The sequence below is a fragment of the Rhodococcus sp. AG1013 genome, from assembly GCF_003350365.1.
Classification (GTDB): domain Bacteria; phylum Actinomycetota; class Actinomycetes; order Mycobacteriales; family Mycobacteriaceae; genus Prescottella.
The window spans coordinates 434803-456688 of sequence record NZ_QQAT01000001.1 but is presented as its reverse complement, the minus strand read 5'-3'; the positions used below and the strand labels follow the sequence as shown (position 1 = coordinate 456688).

The 21886-nt window shown below is 69.3% G+C and carries 23 protein-coding genes; 11 read left to right on the top strand and 12 right to left on the bottom strand.

Annotated features, from left to right (window positions below):
* Positions 1–67 precede the first annotated feature (67 nt).
* The 4 genes from DEU38_RS02245 to DEU38_RS02230 are packed head-to-tail and all read left to right on the top strand — an operon-like array spanning position 68 to position 3611.
* Entirely contained in the window at positions 68–1012 is a 945-nt protein-coding gene (locus DEU38_RS02245; RefSeq protein ID WP_114718468.1) for an ABC transporter substrate-binding protein, read from the top strand.
* Positions 1009–2130, top strand: coding sequence for an ABC transporter ATP-binding protein (locus tag DEU38_RS02240; RefSeq protein WP_114718467.1), 1122 nt, complete (start codon positions 1009–1011; stop codon positions 2128–2130). Before DEU38_RS02245 ends, DEU38_RS02240 begins: the two co-directional genes overlap by 4 nt.
* A 4-nt stretch (positions 2131–2134) precedes the next feature.
* Positions 2135–2821: an ABC transporter permease gene (locus DEU38_RS02235; protein ID WP_114718466.1), complete on the top strand. Its 687-nt coding sequence runs from the start codon at positions 2135–2137 to the stop codon at positions 2819–2821.
* 1 nt (position 2822) lies between these two features.
* Positions 2823–3611 carry an ABC transporter permease gene (locus tag DEU38_RS02230; RefSeq protein ID WP_254622859.1) on the top strand — a complete coding sequence of 263 codons (789 nt, stop codon included), beginning with the start codon at positions 2823–2825 and terminating at the stop codon, positions 3609–3611.
* On the opposite strand, the gene DEU38_RS02225 is transcribed toward DEU38_RS02230, so the two are convergent.
* Positions 3538–4992: an MFS transporter gene (locus DEU38_RS02225; protein ID WP_114718465.1), complete on the bottom strand. Its 1455-nt coding sequence runs from the start codon at positions 4990–4992 to the stop codon at positions 3538–3540. The genes DEU38_RS02230 and DEU38_RS02225 overlap by 74 nt on opposite strands.
* A gap of 134 nt (positions 4993–5126) precedes the next feature.
* Between DEU38_RS02225 and DEU38_RS02220 the strand changes: the two genes are divergently transcribed.
* Complete coding sequence (locus DEU38_RS02220) at positions 5127–5591, top strand: MarR family winged helix-turn-helix transcriptional regulator (protein ID WP_114718464.1); 465 nt, start codon at positions 5127–5129, stop codon at positions 5589–5591.
* Between the two features lie 91 nt (positions 5592–5682).
* Here DEU38_RS02220 and DEU38_RS02215 read toward each other — a convergent pair whose 3' ends face one another.
* From DEU38_RS02215 to DEU38_RS02195, 5 genes are all read right to left on the bottom strand, one after another.
* Positions 5683–6873 (bottom strand): NADP-dependent malic enzyme, encoded by a 1191-nt coding sequence (locus tag DEU38_RS02215; protein ID WP_114718463.1) that lies wholly within the window; start codon positions 6871–6873, stop codon positions 5683–5685.
* A 362-nt stretch (positions 6874–7235) separates the two neighbouring features.
* Positions 7236–7550 carry a hypothetical protein gene (locus DEU38_RS02210; protein WP_114718462.1) on the bottom strand — a complete coding sequence of 105 codons (315 nt, stop codon included), beginning with the start codon at positions 7548–7550 and terminating at the stop codon, positions 7236–7238.
* Entirely contained in the window at positions 7550–8434 is an 885-nt protein-coding gene (locus tag DEU38_RS02205) for a PHP domain-containing protein (protein ID WP_114718461.1), read from the bottom strand. Before DEU38_RS02205 ends, DEU38_RS02210 begins: the two co-directional genes overlap by 1 nt.
* Before the next feature lie 54 nt (positions 8435–8488).
* Positions 8489–9076, bottom strand: coding sequence for a suppressor of fused domain protein (locus DEU38_RS02200; protein WP_114718460.1), 588 nt, complete (start codon positions 9074–9076; stop codon positions 8489–8491).
* Positions 9077–9106: 30 nt separating this feature from the next.
* A complete protein-coding gene (locus DEU38_RS02195) occupies positions 9107–10249 on the bottom strand; it encodes a winged helix DNA-binding domain-containing protein (protein ID WP_114718459.1) in 1143 nt (380 codons plus the stop codon).
* Between the two features lie 166 nt (positions 10250–10415).
* Here DEU38_RS02195 and DEU38_RS02190 point away from each other — a divergent pair, with 166 nt between their 5' ends.
* On the top strand, positions 10416–11843 hold the full coding sequence (locus tag DEU38_RS02190; protein ID WP_181818649.1) for an MFS transporter: 1428 nt from the start codon (positions 10416–10418) through the stop codon (positions 11841–11843).
* Here the strand turns inward: DEU38_RS02190 and DEU38_RS02185 are convergent.
* Positions 11840–12328: a general stress protein gene (locus DEU38_RS02185; RefSeq protein WP_114718457.1), complete on the bottom strand. Its 489-nt coding sequence runs from the start codon at positions 12326–12328 to the stop codon at positions 11840–11842. The two genes, DEU38_RS02190 and DEU38_RS02185, sit on opposite strands and share 4 nt — an antisense overlap.
* A gap of 96 nt (positions 12329–12424) precedes the next feature.
* On the bottom strand, positions 12425–13387 hold the full coding sequence (locus DEU38_RS02180) for a CoA ester lyase (protein WP_114718456.1): 963 nt from the start codon (positions 13385–13387) through the stop codon (positions 12425–12427).
* Positions 13388–13443: 56 nt separating this feature from the next.
* On the opposite strand from DEU38_RS02180, the gene DEU38_RS02175 reads away from it, so the two are divergent.
* The 4 genes from DEU38_RS02175 (at position 13444) to DEU38_RS02160 (ending at position 17673) form a co-directional block, all read left to right on the top strand.
* A complete protein-coding gene (locus tag DEU38_RS02175; protein WP_114718455.1) occupies positions 13444–14718 on the top strand; it encodes a magnesium transporter MgtE N-terminal domain-containing protein in 1275 nt (424 codons plus the stop codon).
* Positions 14711–15244, top strand: a complete 534-nt coding sequence (locus DEU38_RS02170; RefSeq protein WP_114718454.1) for a DUF1003 domain-containing protein — start codon at positions 14711–14713, stop codon at positions 15242–15244. Before DEU38_RS02175 ends, DEU38_RS02170 begins: the two co-directional genes overlap by 8 nt.
* A gap of 238 nt (positions 15245–15482) precedes the next feature.
* Positions 15483–16514 carry a lytic transglycosylase domain-containing protein gene (locus DEU38_RS02165; RefSeq protein WP_258557602.1) on the top strand — a complete coding sequence of 344 codons (1032 nt, stop codon included), beginning with the start codon at positions 15483–15485 and terminating at the stop codon, positions 16512–16514.
* 22 nt (positions 16515–16536) lie between these two features.
* A complete protein-coding gene (locus DEU38_RS02160; protein ID WP_114718452.1) occupies positions 16537–17673 on the top strand; it encodes an Mrp/NBP35 family ATP-binding protein in 1137 nt (378 codons plus the stop codon).
* A gap of 75 nt (positions 17674–17748) precedes the next feature.
* Here the strand turns inward: DEU38_RS02160 and tatB are convergent, their stop codons facing one another.
* From tatB to sigE, 4 genes are all read right to left on the bottom strand, one after another.
* Complete coding sequence (gene tatB / locus DEU38_RS02155) at positions 17749–18153, bottom strand: Sec-independent protein translocase protein TatB (protein ID WP_114718451.1); 405 nt, start codon at positions 18151–18153, stop codon at positions 17749–17751.
* 82 nt (positions 18154–18235) lie between these two features.
* Complete coding sequence (locus DEU38_RS02150) at positions 18236–19756, bottom strand: S1C family serine protease (RefSeq protein ID WP_114718450.1); 1521 nt, start codon at positions 19754–19756, stop codon at positions 18236–18238.
* Positions 19757–19835: 79 nt separating this feature from the next.
* Positions 19836–20195 carry an RNA polymerase subunit sigma-70 gene (locus tag DEU38_RS02145; protein WP_114718578.1) on the bottom strand — a complete coding sequence of 120 codons (360 nt, stop codon included), beginning with the start codon at positions 20193–20195 and terminating at the stop codon, positions 19836–19838.
* Positions 20196–20212: 17 nt separating this feature from the next.
* The gene (sigE, locus tag DEU38_RS02140) at positions 20213–20884 is read right to left on the bottom strand and encodes an RNA polymerase sigma factor SigE (protein ID WP_114718449.1); all 672 of its coding nucleotides are present in this window, start codon (positions 20882–20884) and stop codon (positions 20213–20215) included.
* 330 nt (positions 20885–21214) lie between these two features.
* On the opposite strand from sigE, the gene DEU38_RS02135 reads away from it, so the two are divergent.
* Positions 21215–21847: an O-methyltransferase gene (locus DEU38_RS02135; protein WP_114718448.1), complete on the top strand. Its 633-nt coding sequence runs from the start codon at positions 21215–21217 to the stop codon at positions 21845–21847.
* The last annotated feature ends 39 nt before the right edge of the window (positions 21848–21886 follow it).

Here is a 21886-nt window from a genome sequence, read left to right as displayed (position 1 = left end):
CCGGCTTGTCACCGCACGGCTCCGCTCCCCTGGGCGGCCGCCACGCCGGATCCGATGGAAGGACGACATGAAGAGTTCTCGGATCCACAGGCTCGCGGGCGTCGCAGTCGCGGCGTCACTGGCACTCCTCACGGCGTGCGGCAGCAGCGACCCGCTCGAAAGCAATGGATCGAGCGGTGGTGACCCCAACTCGATCGTCGTCGGCTCCGCCAACTTCCCCGAGTCGGAGACGGTCGGCTTCGTCTACGCCGAGGCGCTGCGGGCCAACGGTTTCGACGTGCAGACCAAGATGAACATCGGTTCCCGGGAGATCTACGTCCCGGCCCTGCGCGACGGTTCGCTCACGCTCATTCCCGACTACACCGGGAATCTCCTCGACTACATCGACCCGTCCTCGACGGCCACGACCGCCGAGGAAATCGACGCCGCCCTGCCCGCTGCGCTCGCGCCGGATCTCGCGATCACCACACCCGCACCGGCCGAGGACAAGGACGCCGTCGTGGTGACGCGCGAGACGGCCGAGAAATGGAACCTGACGTCGATCGCCGACCTCGCCGCGCATTCGGCGGAGGTGAAGTTCGCGGCGCCGGCCGAGTTCCAGGAGCGCGCGGTGGGTCTTCCGGGCCTGCGCGAGAACTACGGACTCGAGATCTCGCCGTCCAACTTCGTTCCGATCGCCGACGGCGGTGGCCCCACGACGGTGAAGGCGCTGACGTCGGGACAGGTGACCGCCGCGAACATCTTCACGACCTCACCCGCGATCGAGGCGAACGATCTGGTGGTGCTGGCCGATCCGAAGAGCAACTTCCCGGCGCAGAACGTGGTGCCGCTGCTGCGTGCATCCGCGAAGACCGAGCAGTTGGCGCGCGTCCTGGACGCGGTGTCGGCGAAGCTCACCACCGAGGAGTTGGTGGGCCTCAACGACGCCGTATCGGGCGACAGCAAGACCGAACCGGAGGCCGCGGCGAAGCAGTGGGTCGCACGGCAGGGATTGGACGCTCCCGTCTCGTGATCTCGTTCTCCGGTGTCACCAAACGTTTTCCCGACGGCACGGTGGCCGTCGACGACCTCGACCTGAAGATCGACGAAGGCTCGTTCACGGTGTTCGTCGGCCCGTCCGGGTGCGGCAAGACGACGTCGATGCGGATGATCAACCGGATGGTGCTGCCCACCGCGGGAACCGTCACCGTCGACGGTCAGGACGTGGCCGCGACGGACGCCGTCCGACTGCGACTCGGCATCGGGTACGTCATCCAGAGCGCCGGCCTGCTGCCGCACCGCACCGTCGTCGACAACGTCGCGACCGTTCCGGTGCTGCGCGGCGACTCGCGCCGCGCAGCGCGGCGGGTCGCGCTCGAGGTGCTCGAACGCGTGGGCTTGGACCCGGCGCTGGCCGGACGGTATCCGGGCCAGCTGTCCGGCGGTCAGCAGCAGCGGGTGGGCGTGGCCCGGGCATTGGCGGCCGATCCCCCGATCCTGTTGATGGACGAGCCGTTCAGCGCGGTGGATCCGGTGGTACGGGCCGATCTGCAGTCGGAGATGCTGCGGCTGCAGTCCGAGCTGCGCAAGACCATCGTGTTCGTCACCCACGACATCGACGAGGCCGTCCGGCTCGGCGACCGGCTCGCGGTGTTCGGCCCGCACGGCCGCCTGCAGCAGTTCGACACGCCGCGCAGCGTACTCTCGGCGCCCGCAACCGATTTCGTTGCCGACTTCGTGGGGCACGATCGGGGGTACCGCGGATTGTCCTTCCGCAGCGCCGACACGGTGGAGCTGCGCGAGATCCGCCGCGTGCGCGAATCCGAAGCCGCGACAACCACGCTCGGCCCCGACGAATGGGCGTTGATCGTCACCGCCGACGACCGCCCCCAGGGTTGGATCGACGCGGCCGGGGTCGACGCCGTCCGCACCGGACGCACCGTCGCGGACGCGACCGCGGCCGGCGGTTCGCTGTTCACGGTCGGCACGGACCTGCGCCGGGCCCTCGACGCCGCCATCTCCTCGCCCTCCGGGATCGGTGTCGCGGTGGACGAGCGCGGTGTGGTCGCCGGGGGCATCGACGCGGCCGACGTGATCGCCCGGCTGGCCGAGCAGCGGCGCGAAGAGGACCGACTGCGGAACGGCCGGTGATCGTGTGCGCTGGCTGATCGACAACTTCTCGCACGTGCTGGAACTGACCCGCACACACCTCTATCTGGCGCTGCTTCCGCTCCTGATCGGTCTGGTGATCGCGGTGCCGGTCGGCACCGCGATCCGGGGTGTCCGCTGGCTGCGCCGCACCACCCTCGTCGCCGCGAGTATCGCGTTCACGATCCCGTCGCTGGCGCTGTTCGTGACCATTCCGAGTGTGTTCGGGCTGAGCGTCCTCGACCCGAACAACGTCGTGATCGCGCTGAGCGTGTACTCCACCGCGCTGCTGATCCGTGTGGTTCCGGAGGCGTTGGACGCGGTGCCGGACGATGTCGTGGACGCCGCGACCGCGATCGGGTTCACGCCGCTGCGCCGCGCGCTCACCGTCGAACTCCCCCTGGCCCTGCCCGTCCTGATCGCGAACGTCCGGGTCGTGGCCGTCACCAACATCTCGCTCGTGTCGGTGGGCTCGCTGATCGGAGTGGGCGGCCTGGGTGAGCTGTTCACGAAGGGCTACCAGCGGGACTACCCGGACCAGATCGTGGCCGGCATCATCGCGATCGTCGCGCTGGCGCTGATCTTCGACGCCGCGCTGTACGTCCTGGGTCGGCTGCTCACGCCGTGGGAGCACGGCCCGCGCCCCGATCGTTCCCGGCGCGACACCCTCGAGTTGTCCGAGGGGCCGGCCTGACATGTTCACGAGCGCATGGGACTTCATCGTCGACCCCGCCAACTGGCAGGGTCCTACCGGGATCGGCGCCCGGATCCTGCAGCATCTCTGGTACAGCCTGCTGGCGGTCGTGTTCGCGGCGGTGATCGCGGTGCCGGCAGGTCTGGCGATCGGTCACTTCCGCCGCGGCGAGATCGTCGTCGTGGGCGTGGTGAACGCGCTGCGGTCCCTGCCCACCCTGGGCGTGCTCACACTGCTGGTACTGCTACTGGGGCTGGGGTTGGTGCCGCCGATCCTCGCGCTGGTCCTGCTCGGTATCCCGCCGCTGCTGGCCGGCACGTACGCGGGCGTCGCGAACGTGGACCGGACCGTGGTGGACGCCGCGGAGGCGATGGGGATGACGCCGCTGCAGGTGCTGGTGCGGGTCGAGATCCCCAACGCGCTGCCGTTGATCCTCGGCGGGCTGCGCAGCGCGACCCTGCAGGTGATCGCCACCGCGACCGTCGCCGCGTACGTCAATCTGGGTGGCCTCGGCCGCTACATCTTCGACGGACTGGCGTTGCGCAGCTACGACCGCGTCCTGGTCGGCGCGATCCTGGTGGCGGTGCTGGCTCTGATCGTCGACGGCGTGCTGGCCGCGGCGGTGTGGGCGTCGGTGCCCGGCACCGGGCGCCTGCGCCGCCCCTACATCGCACCGAGCACCGCACCGACCGTCCCCACCGACTCCGAAGCTCCCGTCACAGTCGGTCCGCAGCCGGACCCTCGCGGGGGATCGCTGCGGCGAACGCGACCGCCGATACGCCGGCGATGACTGCGATGACGAACGCCGTCGTGAAACCGCGTTCGCTCGGGAGTTCTCCTGCACCGAAGCCGGTGGTGATGAGCGTCGTCGACAGGATGGCCGTCGTCACGGCACTCGAGATCGACGTTCCCAGGGAGCGTCCGAGAGTGTTGATTCCGTTCGCCTGGCCGGACTGGGCCCGGTCGACGTGCAGGAGAATCAGAGCGGGCGCCGCGGAGAAGCAGAACGCGACGCTACCCATGATGAGCATGCTCGCCGCGACCAACTGCCAGAGCTGACCATGGAACGGTACGAGAAACACGTACCCGGCGGCGAACCCGCTCGCGCCGATGACCATCGTGATCTTCGGGCCGAACCGCTCCGACACCCGCGCCGCGATGCCCGGCATCGTCAGCGACACCAGGCCGCTCGGGGCGACACAGAGACCCGTGAAGACGAGGGACTTCCCCAGTCCGAATCCCGTCTGGGTCGGTAGCTGCATCAACTGAGGCTGCGCGAGCAGGATCACGTACATACCGATTCCGACCGCGATCGTGGCCAGGTTCGTGAACAGGATCGGGCGGGTCGCGGTCGTACGCAGGTCGAGCAAGGGCGCACTGATCCGCAACTCGTACCACCCCCACAACGCGAGCACGATCACGGAACCGGCGAGTGTGCCGATCGTCGCCGCGGAACCCCATCCCCACAGGTTTCCGTTGCTGAGGGCGATCAGGAGGCCGATCACGCCGATACTCAGCCCCACTGCGCCCACGACATCGACTCGCGTGCCCGGCCGCCCGGTCGTTTCCGGCACGACGGCGACGATGCCGGCCAGAGCGATGAGGCCGAGAACCACACACGCACCGAACAACCCGCGCAGCCCGACGAACTCGGCGGCCACGGCGCTCACCGTGAAGCCGAGAGCACCGCCCACACCCACCATCGCGCTGACCAGGCTGACGGACTTGAACACGCGGTCGCCGTGCACGAACGAACGCAACGCACTGATGCCCAGGGGGATCATCGCCATCGTGACGCCCTGGAGGACACGGGCGACGATCATCGGACCGACTGTCGTCGCCGATGCGCCGATCGCCGATCCGGCAACCATGCAGGCCATGGCGATGACCATCATCCGCCGCTGACCGTAGAGGTCACCGAGACTGCCGAACAGCACACTGCTGATCGCTCCCGACAGGAGCATCGCGGTCACCATCCACGAAGTCGCACCGGACGATGCGTTCAGCATTTCGGGGAGCTCCGGCAGCATCGGGACGACGAGGGCCTGCATCATCGTGCCCAGCAGCGCCGAGAAGGCGATGACGGGCACGGTCATTCTCGAGCGCTTCCCGTCGGCGTCGTCGTCGCGATCCGCGTCGAGGCGGCCTCGGTCCGTGTTGGTCGGCCGCACTGCCCGCAACGGTCCATCCCTTCTCTCTGGAGTCGGCTGAACCGGAAGGCGAGCCGAACCATTTATATCAGGTCCCTGATAAGGCACCTGATATAGACTGCCGGCAACGGCACGACGAACTCGAGGAGACCACCGTGGCGGACTATCTGTCCGACCTTCTCTCGCAACCGGATCCGACCGGACTCGACAACCTTCATCACCGACTCCGGTATGTCTCCCAACTCGCGCTACGCGTCGTCGACGACGAGATGGCGACGATCGATCTCACGATCGCGAGGTACACGGTGCTCGCGGCGATCAAGCGCCACCCAGGTGTTTCGGGCGCGGCGCTGGCGAACACGACGCTGCAGACGCCCCAGTCCCTCACGAGCATGGCCGCGATCCTGGAACGCGACGGCCTGATCCTCCGCACCCCGGGCAAGGGGAGGATCATCGGTCATTCCCTCACCGACGCGGGCGAAACGGCCGCCGCCGCAGGCCGGGACATCCTGGAGGACTTCCACGGTCGGCTGGTCGAGGAACTCGGCGCCGAGCGAGTGCGACGCCTCAATGCCGACCTCGACGCGTTCGCTGCGGCGCTACTCGCGCAACGACGTTGACGGGGACCGGGCCAGAACACGAAAACGCTCGGCCGGGGAACCCCGGCCGAGCGTTTCGCTGATCCGATAGACGCGATGCGCCCTGGACGTCCTACGCGACGCCCTCGTCCTTGGCCGCCTGCGCGACCGCCGCGGCGACCGCCGGGGCAACCCGCGGGTCCAGCGGGCTCGGGACGATCTTGTCGACCGCGAGCTCGTCGCCGAGCACCGACAGGATCGCCTCCGCGGCTGCCAGCTTCATGCCCTCGGTGATCCGGCGCGCACCGGCGTCCAGGGCGCCCTTGAAGACACCGGGGAACGCGAGCACGTTGTTGATCTGGTTCGGGAAATCGCTGCGGCCCGTCGCGACGATCGCGGCGTACTTGCTCGCGATGTCGGGGTGGATCTCGGGATCCGGGTTCGACATCGCGAAGATGATCGACTCGGGAGCCATCGTCGCGATGATCTCCTCGGGCACCGTGCCCGCCGAGACACCCAGGAACACGTCGGCGCCGTCGAGTGCCTCGACGATCCCACCGGTGCGTCCGGCCGGGTTGGTGCGAGCAGCGAGGTCGGCCTTGATCTCGTTGAGATCGCCGCGGTCGCTCGAGACGATGCCCTTCGAATCCAGGACGGTCACGTCGGGCACACCCGCAGCGAGCAGGATGTTGGCGCACGCGACACCGGCTGCACCGGCACCGGAGATCACCACGCGCAGACCCTCGATCCCGCGGTTCTGGACCTTCGCGGCACCGCGCAGCGCCGCGAGCGCCACGATGGCCGTGCCGTGCTGATCGTCGTGCATCACGGGGCAGTCCAGCGCCTCGATGACGCGGCGCTCGATCTCGAAGCAGCGCGGCGCCGAGATGTCCTCGAGGTTCACTGCGCCGAAACTCGGGCGCAGACGGATCAGGGTCTCGACGATCTCGTCGGGATCCTTGGTGTCGAGCACCAGCGGGATCGAGTTGAGGCCGGCGAAGTTCTTGAACAGCGCCGACTTGCCCTCCATGACGGGAAGCGAGGCGCGCGGGCCGATGTCGCCGAGGCCCAGAACCGCGGTGCCGTCGCTCACGACGACGACGAGCCGGCTGGTCCACGTGTAGCGATCGGCCAGCGTCTCGTCGGCGTGGATCGCACGGCTGACCTGCGCAACACCGGGGGTGTACGCGATCGACAGCGCACGCTGGGAATCGAGGGGCGCGGTCGTCTCAACTGAGAGCTTGCCACCGATGTGGCCCGCGAAAATTTCCTCGTCGGTGATTTCGACCTTTGGCGTTACGGAAGCTTCAGACACAGGGGACACGATGACACTCCTCTTGAGGCCAGACTCACTCGGGTCCTGGTTACTGAGAAGTAACCGTCTCGGCAAGATGAAAACGAGACAGCACTTCGAAACACAGGATTTGATCGGTTGCAGCTACCGGGGCGCGCGATCGCTGCACTACTGCCGGAGCGTGATGGCGCCGGGCGGGGTGGGCCCTGGCTCAAGTTCTGCCACCTGGAGAACTCCAACGAAGGGCGGTAGCACCCACGTGGAGTGCAGTAATTCTGCACCATCGGGAGGCAGGAATCAAATCCGTCAGATCGGTCGAAACCTCACCGAAAAGTGGTTCTACCTGTGAGGACGCACAGTGTCGCGCGCCGGATGGCGACGAAAGTGGGCGGTCAGGACCACCACTGGCTCCACAGCAACAGCCCGGTGATCGCCAGCGCCGCGATCGCCGACATCACCGCGGCTCCCCCGCGGCGCCGATCCGCGAACACCTGGAGCCCGACAACGGCGACACTCGCCAGCACGTGCGCGGTGATCGACTCGCCGCCCGGCCCGGGGAAACCGCGGTCCGACGCGAGGTACGCGGTACCGATCACGACGAGCGTGAGGACCACGACGCCGCCCGCCACGACACCGGACAGCCCCCGCAGGGCACGCACCGCCCACGAGTCACCCCGACGACGGACGCCGTCGAATCCGTCCCGCATCACCGGCCGGATCCCCCGATCGTGACGTCGCTGCCGGAGAGCACCGGCACTCCACTCGCCCGCGCCACCAGCGCCTCGAACTCGCCGGGATCGGTGGTGTGCCGGCCGAGCTCGATGGTCTTGTTCGACCCGTGGTAGTCCGACGACCCGGTGGTGATCAGATCCAGTTCGGACGCCAGCGACCGCAGGACCGCGACGTCGTGCTCGTCGTGATCGGGGTGATCGACCTCGAGTCCACCCAGACCGCGCTCGGCGAGTACACGGATGTGGTCGAGCGACAGCAGCCGTCCGCGCGTGCGGGCCCGGGCGTGCGCGATCACACTCACCCCGCCGGCACCGGCGACCATCTGGACCGCGTGCTCGAGCGGGGTGTCGACCTTGTGCACGTAGTAGCGGCTCCGGGTGGACAGCAGATCGGTGAACGCCTCGCCGACGCTGGCGACCACGCCGGCACGGACCAGCGCCTGCGCCAGGTGCGGCCGTCCGACAGCGGGGCCGGCGTCGGCCATCAGCGCGTCGGGATCGATCGGAAGCCCGTCGTCGGCCATCCGTGTCGCCATCGCACGCAGCCGCGCCACCCGCTCCCCGCGCAGGCGCTCGCGCTCGACGGCGAATTCGCGCGCGCTCGGATCGAACAGGTAGGCCAGCAGGTGCACGGCCACCGGACGCCCGTCCTCGCCCCGCCCCTCGCACGACATCTCCATGCCCCGCACCAACTGCATTCCGGCGGGAAGGGCGGCCGCCGCGTCGCTCCAGCCTGCGGTGGTGTCGTGGTCGGTGATCGCGAGTACGTCGACTCCGGCCCGCGCCGCGGCGTGCACCAGTTCCGTCGGCGTGTCCGTGCCGTCGGAGGCGGTCGAGTGGGTGTGGAGATCGATACGCACCGGTCCAGTGTGTCAGGTCCGAAAGATGTGCGCTGCGCCCGCTTTACCGGCGGGTCACAAGGCGGCGGCGCCCCGATCGGGGTCGCGCACGTCGATTCCGGCCTCCGCCCAGGCCTCACGCAGCGCGGCGGCGCCGCGCAGACGCACCCACGCCGCCTCGGTTCCGGTCAACGGCACCACCGAGAGGAACTGGACGGGGTCCAGAGGTTCGGGCAGCACCAGGTCCGGGATCTCGCTGGGCCCCAGCAGAACCGCGGTGAACGGCACGCCCTTCCACAGCGGCTCCCCCAGGTCGATCAGGCCGTCCGGCTTGAGGACCACGCCCTCGACGGACGGTGCAGCGGCGAGGACGGCCAGCGTGCGGTGCACGCCGGACGCGACGCCCGCGCCGCCGACGAGGCTGAGCACCAGTTCGGCGCGCGGACCACGTGTCGGGTCGGCGATCATGTCGCTCGGATCGCCCATCGGGTGCCGCGAGCACCCCAGGCTCGCGTAGCGGACCGGACCATCACCGTCGCCGGGGTAGCGGAGGACATCGACGGGTTCGACTCCGAGGAACGTCACGGACGCAGCGGTCGGCTCCGGCCCGCCGATGTATTCGTCGAGATGTGCGCGTACGGCGGAGATAACGCTGTCAGTCACACACCCATCTAACACCCGGGCGCGCGAGGCTCACTCCGCTCGCCCGATCCGCACATCGAACGTCTCGGCCTCCGGGTGGGCGAAGCGCAGCAGACGCCGCCCTTCCGCCTCCACGGCCGCCGCGTGGGTGCGGGCGAGGGTCCGGAAGGTCGAGACCTCGAGCACCGCGGTCGCACCCTCCATCCGCGCTGCGATCCATCCGGCGACAGTGCCGCCGACGAGCAGCGCGGGCTTGACGATCCCGTTCTGCGTGAACAGCGCCCGCCTGTGCTCGTCGGCGAGGAAACGCGTGCGATCGGCGTACGAGAGCAGCATGTTGTCGTACGGCGCGAGGAACCGCACCGGGGCCGGGACCGAGGCGTCGGGCCGCGGAGCGTCCGGAAGGTCGAACAGCTCGGCCCCCGCCTCCGACGAGAATCGTTCGAGCCCGGGCCGCAGGCGGTCGACCACCTCCCCCAGCCGGGTGAGGCCGGACCAGGCCTGGACATCGCGCACGCTCGCGGGACCGTACGCCGCGAGGTACCGGAGCACCATCTGCTCCACCGAGGGGGCCGACGCGGCGGACCTGCCCACCCACGAGTCCAGTGTGGTGCACACCGCAGACCCCGACCGGCCCCACAGTCCGCGGGGTGGAAGCTGCACGAGCGGGACCAGCCCGCGCACCCCGTGCGCGAGGGCGTTCGGGTCACGTCCGGGCCAACACTCGGCCAGCAGCGGGCGCAACTGTGCCATCGTGCGGGGCTCTTGCTCGACGAGTCGCCGTCCGACCGCCGCGAGTTCGACCCGGTCGATTCCGGCCAGGTGCGGGGCGTGTTGCGTAGTGGTGTCGAGATCGCGGTCGAAGAGCGGCTGGACGAGAGCCCGGAGCGCGAACGCATCGTCGGCGGTCACCAGATGGACGGTGCCACGCATCAAGGCGATGCGGACCACCTCGCCGCGTTCGATCAGCCTGGCGAGATGCTCGGGCCGAAATCCCTTCAGCCGCGACCACAACGCGAAGTACGGCGCCGACGGGGACTGCGCCTGGACGCCGTACAGGTGCTCCACCGTCGTGAGCGTGTCGCCGGCGCTGCGCCGCAGTAGGTGCTGACGCGCGAGCGTTGCCCGCCCTGCCGAACGCTGCGACAACGCGTGGGGCCGAACGGTGGTCGGGCTCGGGCGTCGAACGTTCATGGGCTCGAACCTACTTCGATCCTCTCCCGACCACAGGGAAGCCGACTGGACATCCCCTACCCGACGCACTAGTTAGATGAATTAACCAATTTGCACTCCCCCTTGCCTCGCGCACACCTTGCTCCGCCCTTTGCTCGATCTCGTTCAGATTCGTCCAGGAGTCCCCTTGCCCCGCAATGAAACCCGCCCGCCCGGCACCGCCCTGACCGCCACGCTCTGCTTCGTCATCCTCGTCGCGTCGGTCCAGCAGACCATCGTCATCCCCCTGTCCGGTGTGATCGGCCACCAGCTCGACGTCGACACGACCGCGATCGGCTGGACGCTCACCGCGAGCTTCCTCGCGGCGGCGGTCACCACACCGATAGCGGGCCGGATGGCGGATCTGCGCCGCAAGCGGACGGTCCTGCTGGGCGTCCTGGTGATCGTGCTGGTCGGGTCGATCATCGGGGCCGTCACCGAGTCGCTGCCGTGGCTGCTGGTCGCACGCGTGCTGCAGGGTCTGTCGTTCACAGCCTTCCCGGTGAGTATCGCGATTCTGCGCGACGAGTTCACGCCGAAGCGGCTGACGTCCGCGATGGGCCTGCTGTCCGGCACGCTCGGTTTCGGCGGCGCCATCGGCATGGTCCTGACCGGACTGCTCGTCTCGGAGGGCACCGACTACCGACGAGTGTTCTGGCTCGCGACAGGCATGACGATCATCGCGCTCGTCGGCGTCGTCGCGACGGTGCCGTCCCGCCCGAACCCCACCCCCGGTCGGGTGGACTGGGCCGGCGCCGCACTGCTCGGCGCGGGGCTGGTGCTGCTGCTGATGCCGCTGGCCGAGGGCGTCCGGTGGGGCTGGACCTCGCCCGCGACGATCGGCTGCGCCTTCGGCGGCCTCGTCGTGCTGGGCGTCTGGTTCGCCCTCGAACGCCGGATCGGCCAGCCGCTCGTGCCGACCGAGATGCTCACTCGCCGGCCCGTGCTGTTCACCCACCTGGCCGGTCTGCTCGTCGGCGCCGGAATGTTCGTCAACGTCACGGCGGTGATGTACTTCGTGCAGAGTTCCCGCGGGGTCGCCGGCTACGGCTTCGACGCCGATCCGATGCGCGCCAGCGTGATGTTCATCCTCCCCGGCGCGACCGTGGGCGTGATCGCGTCGATCTGCAGCGGCATGCTCATCACCCGGTTCGGCCCGCGCAGCGTGATGGCGGCGGCATCCGTGCTCGGGGTGCTCGGGTTCGGTTCGATGATCGTGGCGCACGAGCACGCGTGGCAGGTGGTGTGCGCGTCGATGCTGATGTGCGCGTTCACGAGCCTGTCGTACGCGTCCCTGCCCGCGTTGCTGGTCGCGGAGGTGGAACCGGGCCTGACGGGCGTCGCCAACAGCGTCAACTCGATCGCCCGGACCGTCGGCAGCAGCGTCGCGAGCGCCCTGTTGGCGACCCTGCTCACGACCCACACTGCCGCCGGTGTAGCCACGGTGGACGCCTACCTGATCGCGTTCGCGATCGGTGCCGGATGCGCTGTGGCCGCGACCCTGCTGGTGTTCCTCGCTACCGCGAAGTCCCACCGGCGCCGGCAGGCCGGTGCGGAAGCGGCGCCGGTCGGCTAGAGCGCAAGCTTGGCCAGCATGTCGCGGGCGGACTCCGCCGTCTTCGGGTCGCACAGCACGTCGTAACGTCCGGCCACCAACTGCATCGTCGACGAGAAGTCGCGCGTGCCACGGGCCGCCGCGTACGGGATTGTGGTGGAGATCAGCCCGAAGATGATGCCGCCGAACACGCCCACCAGCAACGGTCCGAGGAATCCGCCGGTGAAGATGCCGAGCAGGAGGCCGAAGAACACGCCCAGCCAGGCACCCGAAACGATGCCGCCACCAATGACTTTGGCCCAGGTCAGCCTGCCGAGCACGCGCTCGACCTGCATCAGGTCGACGCCGACGATCGTGACGTCCTCGACCGAGAACTCCTGATCCGACAGGTAGTCCACGGCGCGCTGCGCCTCGGCGTACGTCGGATACGAACCGATGGGCCAGCCGGTGGGCGGCGTCGGTAGCCCGCGGCCCTGTCGGTTCGGCTGCGAGAGTGGATTCGTCATCGTCTTCGTCTCTCCTGCTCGGGGGCGTGCGATATGTCCGGTCCTACCGATGTCCGGTTCTTGATATCAATTGTGCCCGCACCGAGCGACGAGCGCCTACCCGTTCGCGGGCGGCGTGAACGCCGACGTGCGCGCCATGCCGGCCGCGCGCCCCTTCGCCGAGATCACCAGGGCCATCTTGCGGCTCGCCTCGTCGATCATCTCGTCACCGAGCATGACCGCACCGCGTCCGCCACCCTCCGCGGAAGTGTGGAACTGGTAGGCGTCGAGGATCATCTCCGCCTGGTCGAAGTCTTCCTGCCGCGGGCTGAAGACCTCGTTCGCGGCGTCGATCTGGGTGGGGTGCAGGACCCACTTGCCGTCGAACCCCAGTGCGGCCGTCCGCTGCGCGGAGCGACGGAACGCGTCGACGTCCCGGATCTGCAGGTACGGGCCGTCGATGGCCTGCAGGTCGTGCGCCCGCGCGGCCATCAGGATCGTCATCAGGATGTGGTGGTAGGCGTCGCCGCGGTCGTACCCGTCGGGCTGCTCGCCGACCACGAGCGTGCGCATGTTGATGCTGGCCATGAAGTCCGCCGGACCGAACACGAGCGTCTGGACGCGCGGGCTGGCGGTCGCGATCGCGTTGATGTTCGTCAAGCCGATCGCATTCTCGATCTGCGGTTCGATGCCGATCCGGCCCACCTCGAGGCCGTTGGCCTTCTCGATCTGCGTCAGCAGCAGGTCGAGGGCCTGAACGTGACTGGCGTCGGGCACCTTCGGCAGCAGCACGGCGTCGAGATTGGCGCCCGCGCCGCCGACAACGGTCGCGATGTCCGCGTGGGTCCACTCGGTGGTCCAGTCGTTGACCCGCACCACCTTGATCTGCTCGCCCCACCCGTCCTCGTTGAGCGCGTCGACGATCCGCGCCCGCGCCTCGGCCTTCGCGATCGGCGCCACCGCGTCCTCGAGGTCGAGGAAGATCTCGTCGGCAGGCAGACCCTTCGCCTTGTCGATCATCTTCCGGCTCGAACCCGGCACCGCCAGGACGGACCGACGCGGCCTGATACGAGAAGTCATGACCGACGGCCCTCCGAATTCAGTGGATCACACAGCAAGGATCTAGCCTTTTCATCATGGCAGCTGTGAACAAGGTATTCGCAGCCAGGCTCGCCGGCCTGGTGGTTCTCGGACCGGACGGCGAGTCGATCGGGCGTGTGCGGGACGTGGTCCTGACGATCCGAATAGGCCGACAACCGCCCCGGGTGCTGGGCCTGGTCATCGAAATGTTCACGCGCAAGAGAATTTTCGTGCCCATGCTCCGCGTCACCGCGATCGAACCGGCGTCGGTCACCCTCAAGACCGGCAACGTCAGTCTGCGCCGCTTCACCCAGCGTCCGACCGAGATCCTGGCACTCGCCCAGGTTCTCGATTCCCGCGTCCGGATCGACGATCCGGAGGTCACCGAGACCATCGGAACCGACGCGGTGATCGTCGACCTCGGGATCGAGCTCACCCGCACCCGCGACTGGGTGGTGTCCCGGGTCGCGGTGCGTGCTCCGCGCGGGCGACTCGGCCGCCGCTCCGCGATCCACGTCGTCGACTGGCAGCACGTGCACGGGCTGACCCCGACCGCGCTGTCGATGCCGGGCCAGGGCGTCTCCCAGCTGCTGATGCAGTTCGAGGGCATGCGCCCCGCCGACGTCGCGCACGCGATGCGCGAGCTGCCCGAGAAGCGCCGCCACGAGGTGGCATTCGCGCTCGACGACGAACGCCTCGCCGACGTCGTGCAGGAGCTGCCCGCCGACGACCAGACCGACCTGCTGCTCCACCTCGAGGTCGAACGCGCGGCGGACGTGCTCGAGGCGATGGACCCCGACGACGCCGCCGACCTCCTCGGCGAGCTCCCCGAGACCGACGCCGAGTCGTTGCTGCAGCTGATGGATCCGGAGGACTCCGCCCCGGTCCGTCGTCTCCTCGAGCACTCCCCCGACACCGCGGGCGGTCTCATGACGCCCGAACCGGTGGTCCTGACGCCGTCCACGACGGTCGCCGAGGCGCTGGCCCGCGCCCGCAACGCCGACCTGACCCCCGCGCTCGCCAGCATGGTCTTCGTGGTGCGGCCACCGACCGCGACGCCGACCGGGCGATATCTGGGGTGCGTCCACCTGCAACGGCTGCTCCGCGAGCCGCCCGCGAGCCTTGTCGGCGGCGTGCTCGACGACGACCTGCCCCGACTCGATCCCGAGGACTCGCTCGCCACCGTCACGCGGTACTTCGCCACCTACAACCTGGTGTGCGCGCCCGTCGTCGACGACGAGCACCATCTGCTCGGCGCGGTGACCGTCGACGACGTGCTCGACCACCTCCTGCCGACGGACTGGCGTGAAGAGGAGGCCGGCGATGAGTGAGCCGACCGGACGCCAGCGCCTCGAGACCCCCCGCGGGACTCGCGGGCTGCGCATGCACTTCGACGTCGAGGCCGTGGGCAGGGTGAGCGAGAGCATCGCACGGTTCCTCGGCACCGGCCGTTACCTACTGATCCAGACCGTGATCGTGATCGTGTGGATCGCGCTGAACATCTTCGCGGTGAGCCTGCAGTGGGATCCCTACCCGTTCATCCTGCTGAACCTCGCGTTCTCGACGCAGGCCGCGTACGCCGCGCCGCTGATCCTGCTGGCCCAGAACCGGCAGGAGAACCGCGACCGCGTCTCGCTCGAGGAGGACCGGGCGCGCGCCGAACAAACCAAGGCGGACACCGAGTTCCTCGCCCGCGAGCTGGCCGCGCTGCGGCTGGCGGTGGGCGAGGTCGCGACCCGGGACTACCTGCGCCGCGAACTCGACGACCTCAAGCAGATCCTCGCCGAACGCGACGCCCGACAGGACGACGACGGCGAACCCGGTCCATCCCCGAAGGCTCGCCCCGCGCGCAAGTAGCCCGGACACAGCGGACGATCCCCGCGGGTGTCACGGTTCCCCGACACGACCCGTCACCGATATGTAACGTGTGTCACATCGTTCGAGATGTATCCGACGGAACGCTCGGAACGAGGTACGTGAGCGTGGATGCAGGGTTCCTGCAAGGAGGGGTTGTCGAGTGCGTGTGCGTGGAACTGTCGGAGTGTCGGCCCTCGTCCTTGCCGGATTCGTGACAGCAGCGTCATCGATAGGTGGCGTGTTCGAGGCTCCCCCCACCGAGTCCGCGTCGGCCGCCGCGACCCACGACCTGGATCCCACCACCGAGCCTCCGGCCGCGCAGGCCGCCCTCATCCCCACCGTGGGGCTGGTCCCCGCCGCACCCCGGCCCGAGCGTCAACTGCGCACCGCGAAGCCGGCCGCGACGCCGACGATCCCGGACCCGGCGAGCCTGCTGCCCGGCGCCGCGCCGCGCTCGGTCCCGGTCCCTGTGGTGGTCGGCCCGCTCGGCATCCCGGAGATCGTCCTCAACGCCTACCGGTCGGCCGAGCTGACGATGGCGAGCACCCAGCCGGGTTGCGGACTGCAGTGGAACCTCCTCGCCGGCATCGGGAAGATCGAATCCGGCCACGCGGGTGGCGGCCAGACCGACGCGGCCGGCACCACCGTCACACCGATCCTCGGCCCCACCCTCAACGGACACCTGGCCGGCAACGAGATCATCACCGACACCGATCGCGGTCTGCTCGACGGTGATCCGACGCACGACCGCGCCGTCGGGCCGATGCAGTTCATTCCGAGCACCTGGGCGCGCTACGCGTCGGACGGCAACGGCGACGGCGTCGCGGACCCCAACAATGTCTTCGACGCCTCCCTCGCGGCGGCCCGGTACCTGTGTGCCGGCGGCCTCGACCTGAACGACCCGGCCCAGGCGTCGCGCGCCGTGCTGCGCTACAACAACTCGGCCTCGTACATGGCGAACGTCCTCGGATGGTCGGCGGCCTATCGGACCGGCGGAACAGCCGCCCCGTCGGTTCCCGTCACCCCCGCACCGCCCGAGCGGTCCCCCGATTCGGAGGCGGCATCGGTGGCCGCCGTGGCTCCCGAGTCCACGTCGGCCGCACCGCCCACCGCACCCGCGGCACCGCCTGCCGAGCAGGTCCCCGCACCTGCGCCCGCGCCCATGCCCCTCCCCGTCATCCCCGGGCTTCCGCCGCTGCCGTGCCTCGTCTTCTGCCCGCCCGCCGCGCCGGCGGAGGCACCCGCACCCCCACCGGGCCCGGTCGCATAACGGCGCCGCCTACCATGGGGGCATGGCAGCCCTGAGCGAGACCGCCGTCCGCACCGCACTGTCGCGGGTGCAGGACCCCGAGATCCGTAAACCCATCACGGAACTCGGGATGGTCAAGAGCATCGAGATCGGCGACGACGGCAGTGTCGACATCGGCATCTACCTCACCACCGCGGGTTGCCCGCTGCGTACCGAGATCACCGAACGCGTGACCAAGGCCGTCGCGGACGTCGAGGGCGCGGGCACGATCCGCGTCGACCTCGACGTGATGAGCGACGAGCAGCGGACCGAGCTGCGCCGCTCGCTCCGCGGCGACACCACCGAGCCGGTGATCCCGTTCGCCCAGCCCGGCTCGCTCACCCGCGTCTACGCGGTCGCGTCCGGCAAGGGTGGCGTCGGAAAGTCCAGCGTCACAGTGAATCTCGCTGCGGCCATGGCCGCGAAGGGCCTGTCGGTGGGCGTGCTCGACGCCGACATCTACGGCCACTCTGTACCCCGCATGCTCGGCACCGATGCCAAGCCCACCCAGGTGGAGCGGATGATCATGCCGCCGCAGTCCCACGACGTGAAGCTGATCTCGATCGCCCAGTTCACCCAGGGCAACACCCCGGTCGTGTGGCGCGGACCGATGCTGCACCGCGCGCTGCAGCAGTTCCTCGCGGACGTCTTCTGGGGCGATCTCGACGTGCTGCTGCTGGACCTGCCGCCCGGCACCGGTGACGTCGCGATCTCCGTCGCACAGCTCATCCCCGGCGCCGAGATCCTCGTCGTCACGACGCCCCAGCAGGCCGCGGCCGAGGTCGCCGAGCGGGCCGGCGCGATCGCGCTGCAGACCCGCCAGCGCATCGCCGGTGTCGTGGAGAACATGTCGTGGATGGAACTGCCCGACGGCACCCGTATGGAGGTGTTCGGCTCGGGTGGCGGGCAGGCCGTCTCGGACCGTCTCACGAAGGCCGTCGGCGCGAAGGTTCCCCTGCTGGGACAGATTCCGCTCGAGCAGGCCGTCCGCGAGGGTGGCGACGCCGGCATGCCGATCGTGCTCAGCGCCCCCGATTCCCCGGCCGGCAGCGCGCTGCGCGACATCGCCGACAAGCTGTCCGTGCGTGCCCGCGGCCTCGCCGGGATGTCCCTCGGCATCGACACCACCCGGCACCTGTAGGCGCTTCTCCGACGAGTAGGGCCCCCACGCGATCCGCGTGGGGGCCCTACTCGTGTGTACGTGGCGGCCGGTCGGCTACGTGGCGTCCGGGTCGACCGGCGGGCGCTCGTTCGCCGCGAGGGGCGGCGACGAGGGCGCCTGCTTCGACAACGACGGGCCCGTGGACCCGTTCGCGAAGGGCTTGCCGTCGAAGGTCCCGCTGATGATCGAGTCGTCACCGTCGAGCAGGTGCTTGGTAATGACCGCGCGCGGCGTCATGCCGCGCAGCTGGTTGAGGTCGGACAGCGGCTTGCGGAGATCGTCGAACTCCGGTCCCAGCTCGTCCTTGAGTTGCTGGCTGGCGCCGCCCGCGTAGTCCCGGACCTGACGCATCGTCTTGGTGACCCAGCTGACGGCGCCAGGAAGCCGCTCGGGTCCGAGGATCACGAGCGCTGCGATGAGGAGCACCATGAACTCGCCCCAGCCGATGTTGCCAAACACGGGTTCAGAGTACGTGCCCGACGCCGGAATCGCTCGTGTGATCCGCAAATATCACATGCCCGTCACATACTGGACGCTCACATCAGTCCGATGTGGGCGTCACCTGGACGTCGACGAGCCGCCCGGAGCGGACCAGCTGCACCTGAACCTGCTGACCGACCGTCTGGTCGTGCACGGCCACGACCAGCTCGTCGGCGCTCGCCACGGTCCGATCACCGACCTTGACGATCACGTCGCCCTCGACGATGCCGGCTTCCTCCGCCGGACTTCCGGACTGCACGTTGGCGACCTGGGCACCGCTGGTCGCGTCGTTGATGACCGTGCGGGCATTGACGCCGATCTCCGGATGGTGCATCACGCCGTTGCGGATCAGTTCCTGCGCGACCGCCGTGACGTCGTCGATCGGGATGGCGAAGCCGAGACCCACCGAGCCGCCGCTCTCGGATCGGATCGCCGAGTTGATGCCGATCACGCGGCCCTCCATATCGACGAGGGGGCCACCCGAGTTGCCGGGGTTGATCGCGGCGTCGGTCTGGACGGCGTCGATCACGGCGTCGGTGTCGGTGCCCTCGCCGCTGAGCCGCACCGGACGCTGGAGTGCGCTCACGATGCCTCGGGTCACGGTCTTGTTCAGGCCCAGCGGGGAGCCGACCGCCACGACGTCCTGACCCACCCGCACGTCGTCGGACCGGCCGAGGTCGGCGACGGTCAGGTTCTCCGCCTCGGTCTTGAGGACCGCGAGATCGGTCTTGATGTCGCGGCCGACGATCTGCGCCGGCACCTTCGTGCCGTCGGAGAACGTGACGCGGATCGTCGAGTCCCCCGGATTGGTCGCGGCCATCGAGATGACGTGATTGTTGGTGACGACGTAGCCCGCGCCGTCGACGACGACGCCCGAACCGGTTCCGGACTGATCACCCTGTGCCACCTGGATCGACACCACCGACGGCAGGACGGCGTCGGCGACGGTGGCGATCTGCCCCTGCGGGGCGTCTTCGCCGCCGCCGGACTGCGACAGCGTCACCCGATCGCTCGTGAGGGACCCCCGGTCCGACGTGACCGCGGTGGCGATCAGGCCGCCCACCAGGCCGATCGCGAGCGCGGTGGCCGCCAGGGCCACGAGCGCCTTCCGTTCGATGCGTTCGCCCAACAGGACGTCACGGATGCCGAGTTTGGGGGCGTCCGGCAGCGGCGCGGGACCGGTGGCGGCCTCGGCTGGAGCGCCGAGCCGGACGGGGGCCTCGGGATCGCGCCACGGATCGCCGTCCGGTGCGTCCTCGGGGACGTCGGGTGGGCCCTCGGGGCCGCGCTGCAGCGAATGTGGCTCACCGGCGGGACGACCGAACGCCTCCGCCATGACCGCGTCGGGCGCACCGAGGCGGAGCGTGGGCGCGCCGGTGGCGCGGTGCTCGGCCTCCGGCACGAAGGAACCGCTCACGCCCGCGGGACGCCCGAACGCGTGTTGCGCCGTGGGGTCGACGTCGGGGCGATACACAGGGCGGGGAGCCAGCCGCGGCCCGTCTTGACGGGCGGAACCCGCGTGCCCGCCGGTGTCCGGGGTGTCGCCGTCAGCCGTCCCCGGCGTGCTCGAATCAGCCGTCACGCGCGCATGTCCCCCTCGTGTGCGTCAGTCACGCATGCCAGTATCACCGATCAGGACAGCGGTGTGCCGGGAGGCACCGTCAGCGGCGCCGACGGAACGGCCAGCGACGGGAAATGTCGCTGTCCCGGTCGAACGAGATGATGCCCGGAGTTGAATCCCGTGCGGGGTTGTCCTCGGGGTCGGGCACGTGGCAGCGCGGGATCTGGCTCAGCAGACCGAGCAGGGAACTGGGCATGGCGACCTCGCCGGCATGCCGCAGCGCGATCCGCGCCTGCTGCTGGGCATCGACCTCCGCGGCGCAGTCGGGACACAAGGCCAGGTGCTGGGAGGCACGCAGATACGCGTTCATGCGGAGTTCGCCGTCCACATACGAGGCGATCGCCTCGCTCGCCAGGTGTTCAGTGGAGCCGAACTGACGAGGTCTGCGCGCCTGCGTCATCAAACCCTCCTGCACCACTACCCGACACCGATCTGATCGGAGTCAACCTTCCCATTCGCGGCCAGGTGGTCACGCAATGCCTGTCGTCCGCGATGAATCCTGCTGCGAACAGTACCCAGCTTGACTCCCAGTGTCGCACCGATCTCCTCGTACGACAGTCCCTCGATGTCACACAGGACCACCGCGGCACGGAACTCGGGAGCCAGCGAATCCAGCGCCGACTGCAGGTCGGGTGCCAGACGCGCGTCGTGGTAGATCTGCTCGGGGTTCGGCGAATCCGACGGGACCCGGTCGTAGTCCTCGGGCAGCGCCTCCATCCGGATGCGGTTGCGACGACGCACCATGTCGAGGAAGAGGTTCGTGGTGATCCGGTGCAGCCAACCCTCGAACGTGCCGGGCTGGTAGTTCTGCAGCGACCGGAAGACACGGATGAACGTGTCCTGCGTCAGGTCCTCGGCGTCCTGCGCGTTGCCCGAGAGGCGGTAGGCCAGCCGGTAGACGCGGTCGCCGTGCTCGCGGACCAACTCGTCCCACGACGGCATCGCGGCCCGGTCACCCGTAGCGTCGAACGCGGCCGTGCCGGTCGGTTCGGGGCATTCGACATCGATGCCGACTGCGGACACACCAGAATCTGTGCCCGCCGCGATTCCTTCGGCGGTGTCGGTGGGTGTGCGTTCGGCATTGATCATCAGGATGGGTGGATCCTCCTACTCAGGACCGCTGATCACGAGACACGGGATTGTGGACGTTCAACTCCCGAGAACTCGGAATTGTTCCCACCGCCCGCGAGGAGCGTGATCTTCACGCCGTGCGGTCTAGTCGTCCGGCGTTGCACTCAGCCTGTCGTACCCCGATATGTGCGCACTATGAACAAGCTGAGCGGGGGCTGAGAATTCTGCCGAGGCGGGCCTCGCAATGTCACCGAGGCGGGCCTCGCAATGTCACCGAGGCGGGCCTCGACGGGTCCAGACGAGCGAGCCTCGAGGAATCGGGAACGCGGCGCGGCTAGCCTCTATTGCGTGCACACGAACGCCGAACGGATTCTCACCCACACCGAGGACACGATCCTCGAGGACGAGATGCTGACCACCGCACGGGACCGAGCCACGGAACTCGGTGCCGAGCCGGTACCTGCGCCGGTCGGTGCCGCACTCGCGCTCTTCACCAGGATGCTCGATGCGAAGACCGTTGTCGAGGTCGGAACCGGCGCCGGCGTCAGCGGGTTGTGGCTGCTCCGTGGCATGCGCGAGGACGGCGTCCTCACCACGATCGACAGCGAACCCGAACATCAGCGTGCCGCCAAGCAGGCGTTCCGAGTGGCCGGCATCGCGCCGTCCCGGACCCGCCTGATCAACGGCCGCGCCCTCGACGTTCTGCCGCGCCTCGCCGATTCGGCCTACGACCTGGTGTTCGTCGACAACTGCCCTGCCGACCACCCGCACTTCGTCCGTGAGGGCGTGCGGTTGCTGCGCCCGGGTGGCGTGATCGTGCTCCACAACGCGCTGCTGGGCGGCCGTGTGGCCGATCCGGGCCAGCGCGATGCCACCACGGTCGCGGTCCGGGAGGCCGCGCGGACCATCGCCGACGACGACCGGCTCACCCGCGTGCTGTTCCCGGTGGGCGACGGTCTGCTCTGCGCCGCCCGGCACTGACGTCCAGGCCACCGGTCTGGACGCGCGGTCCGGCGGCGG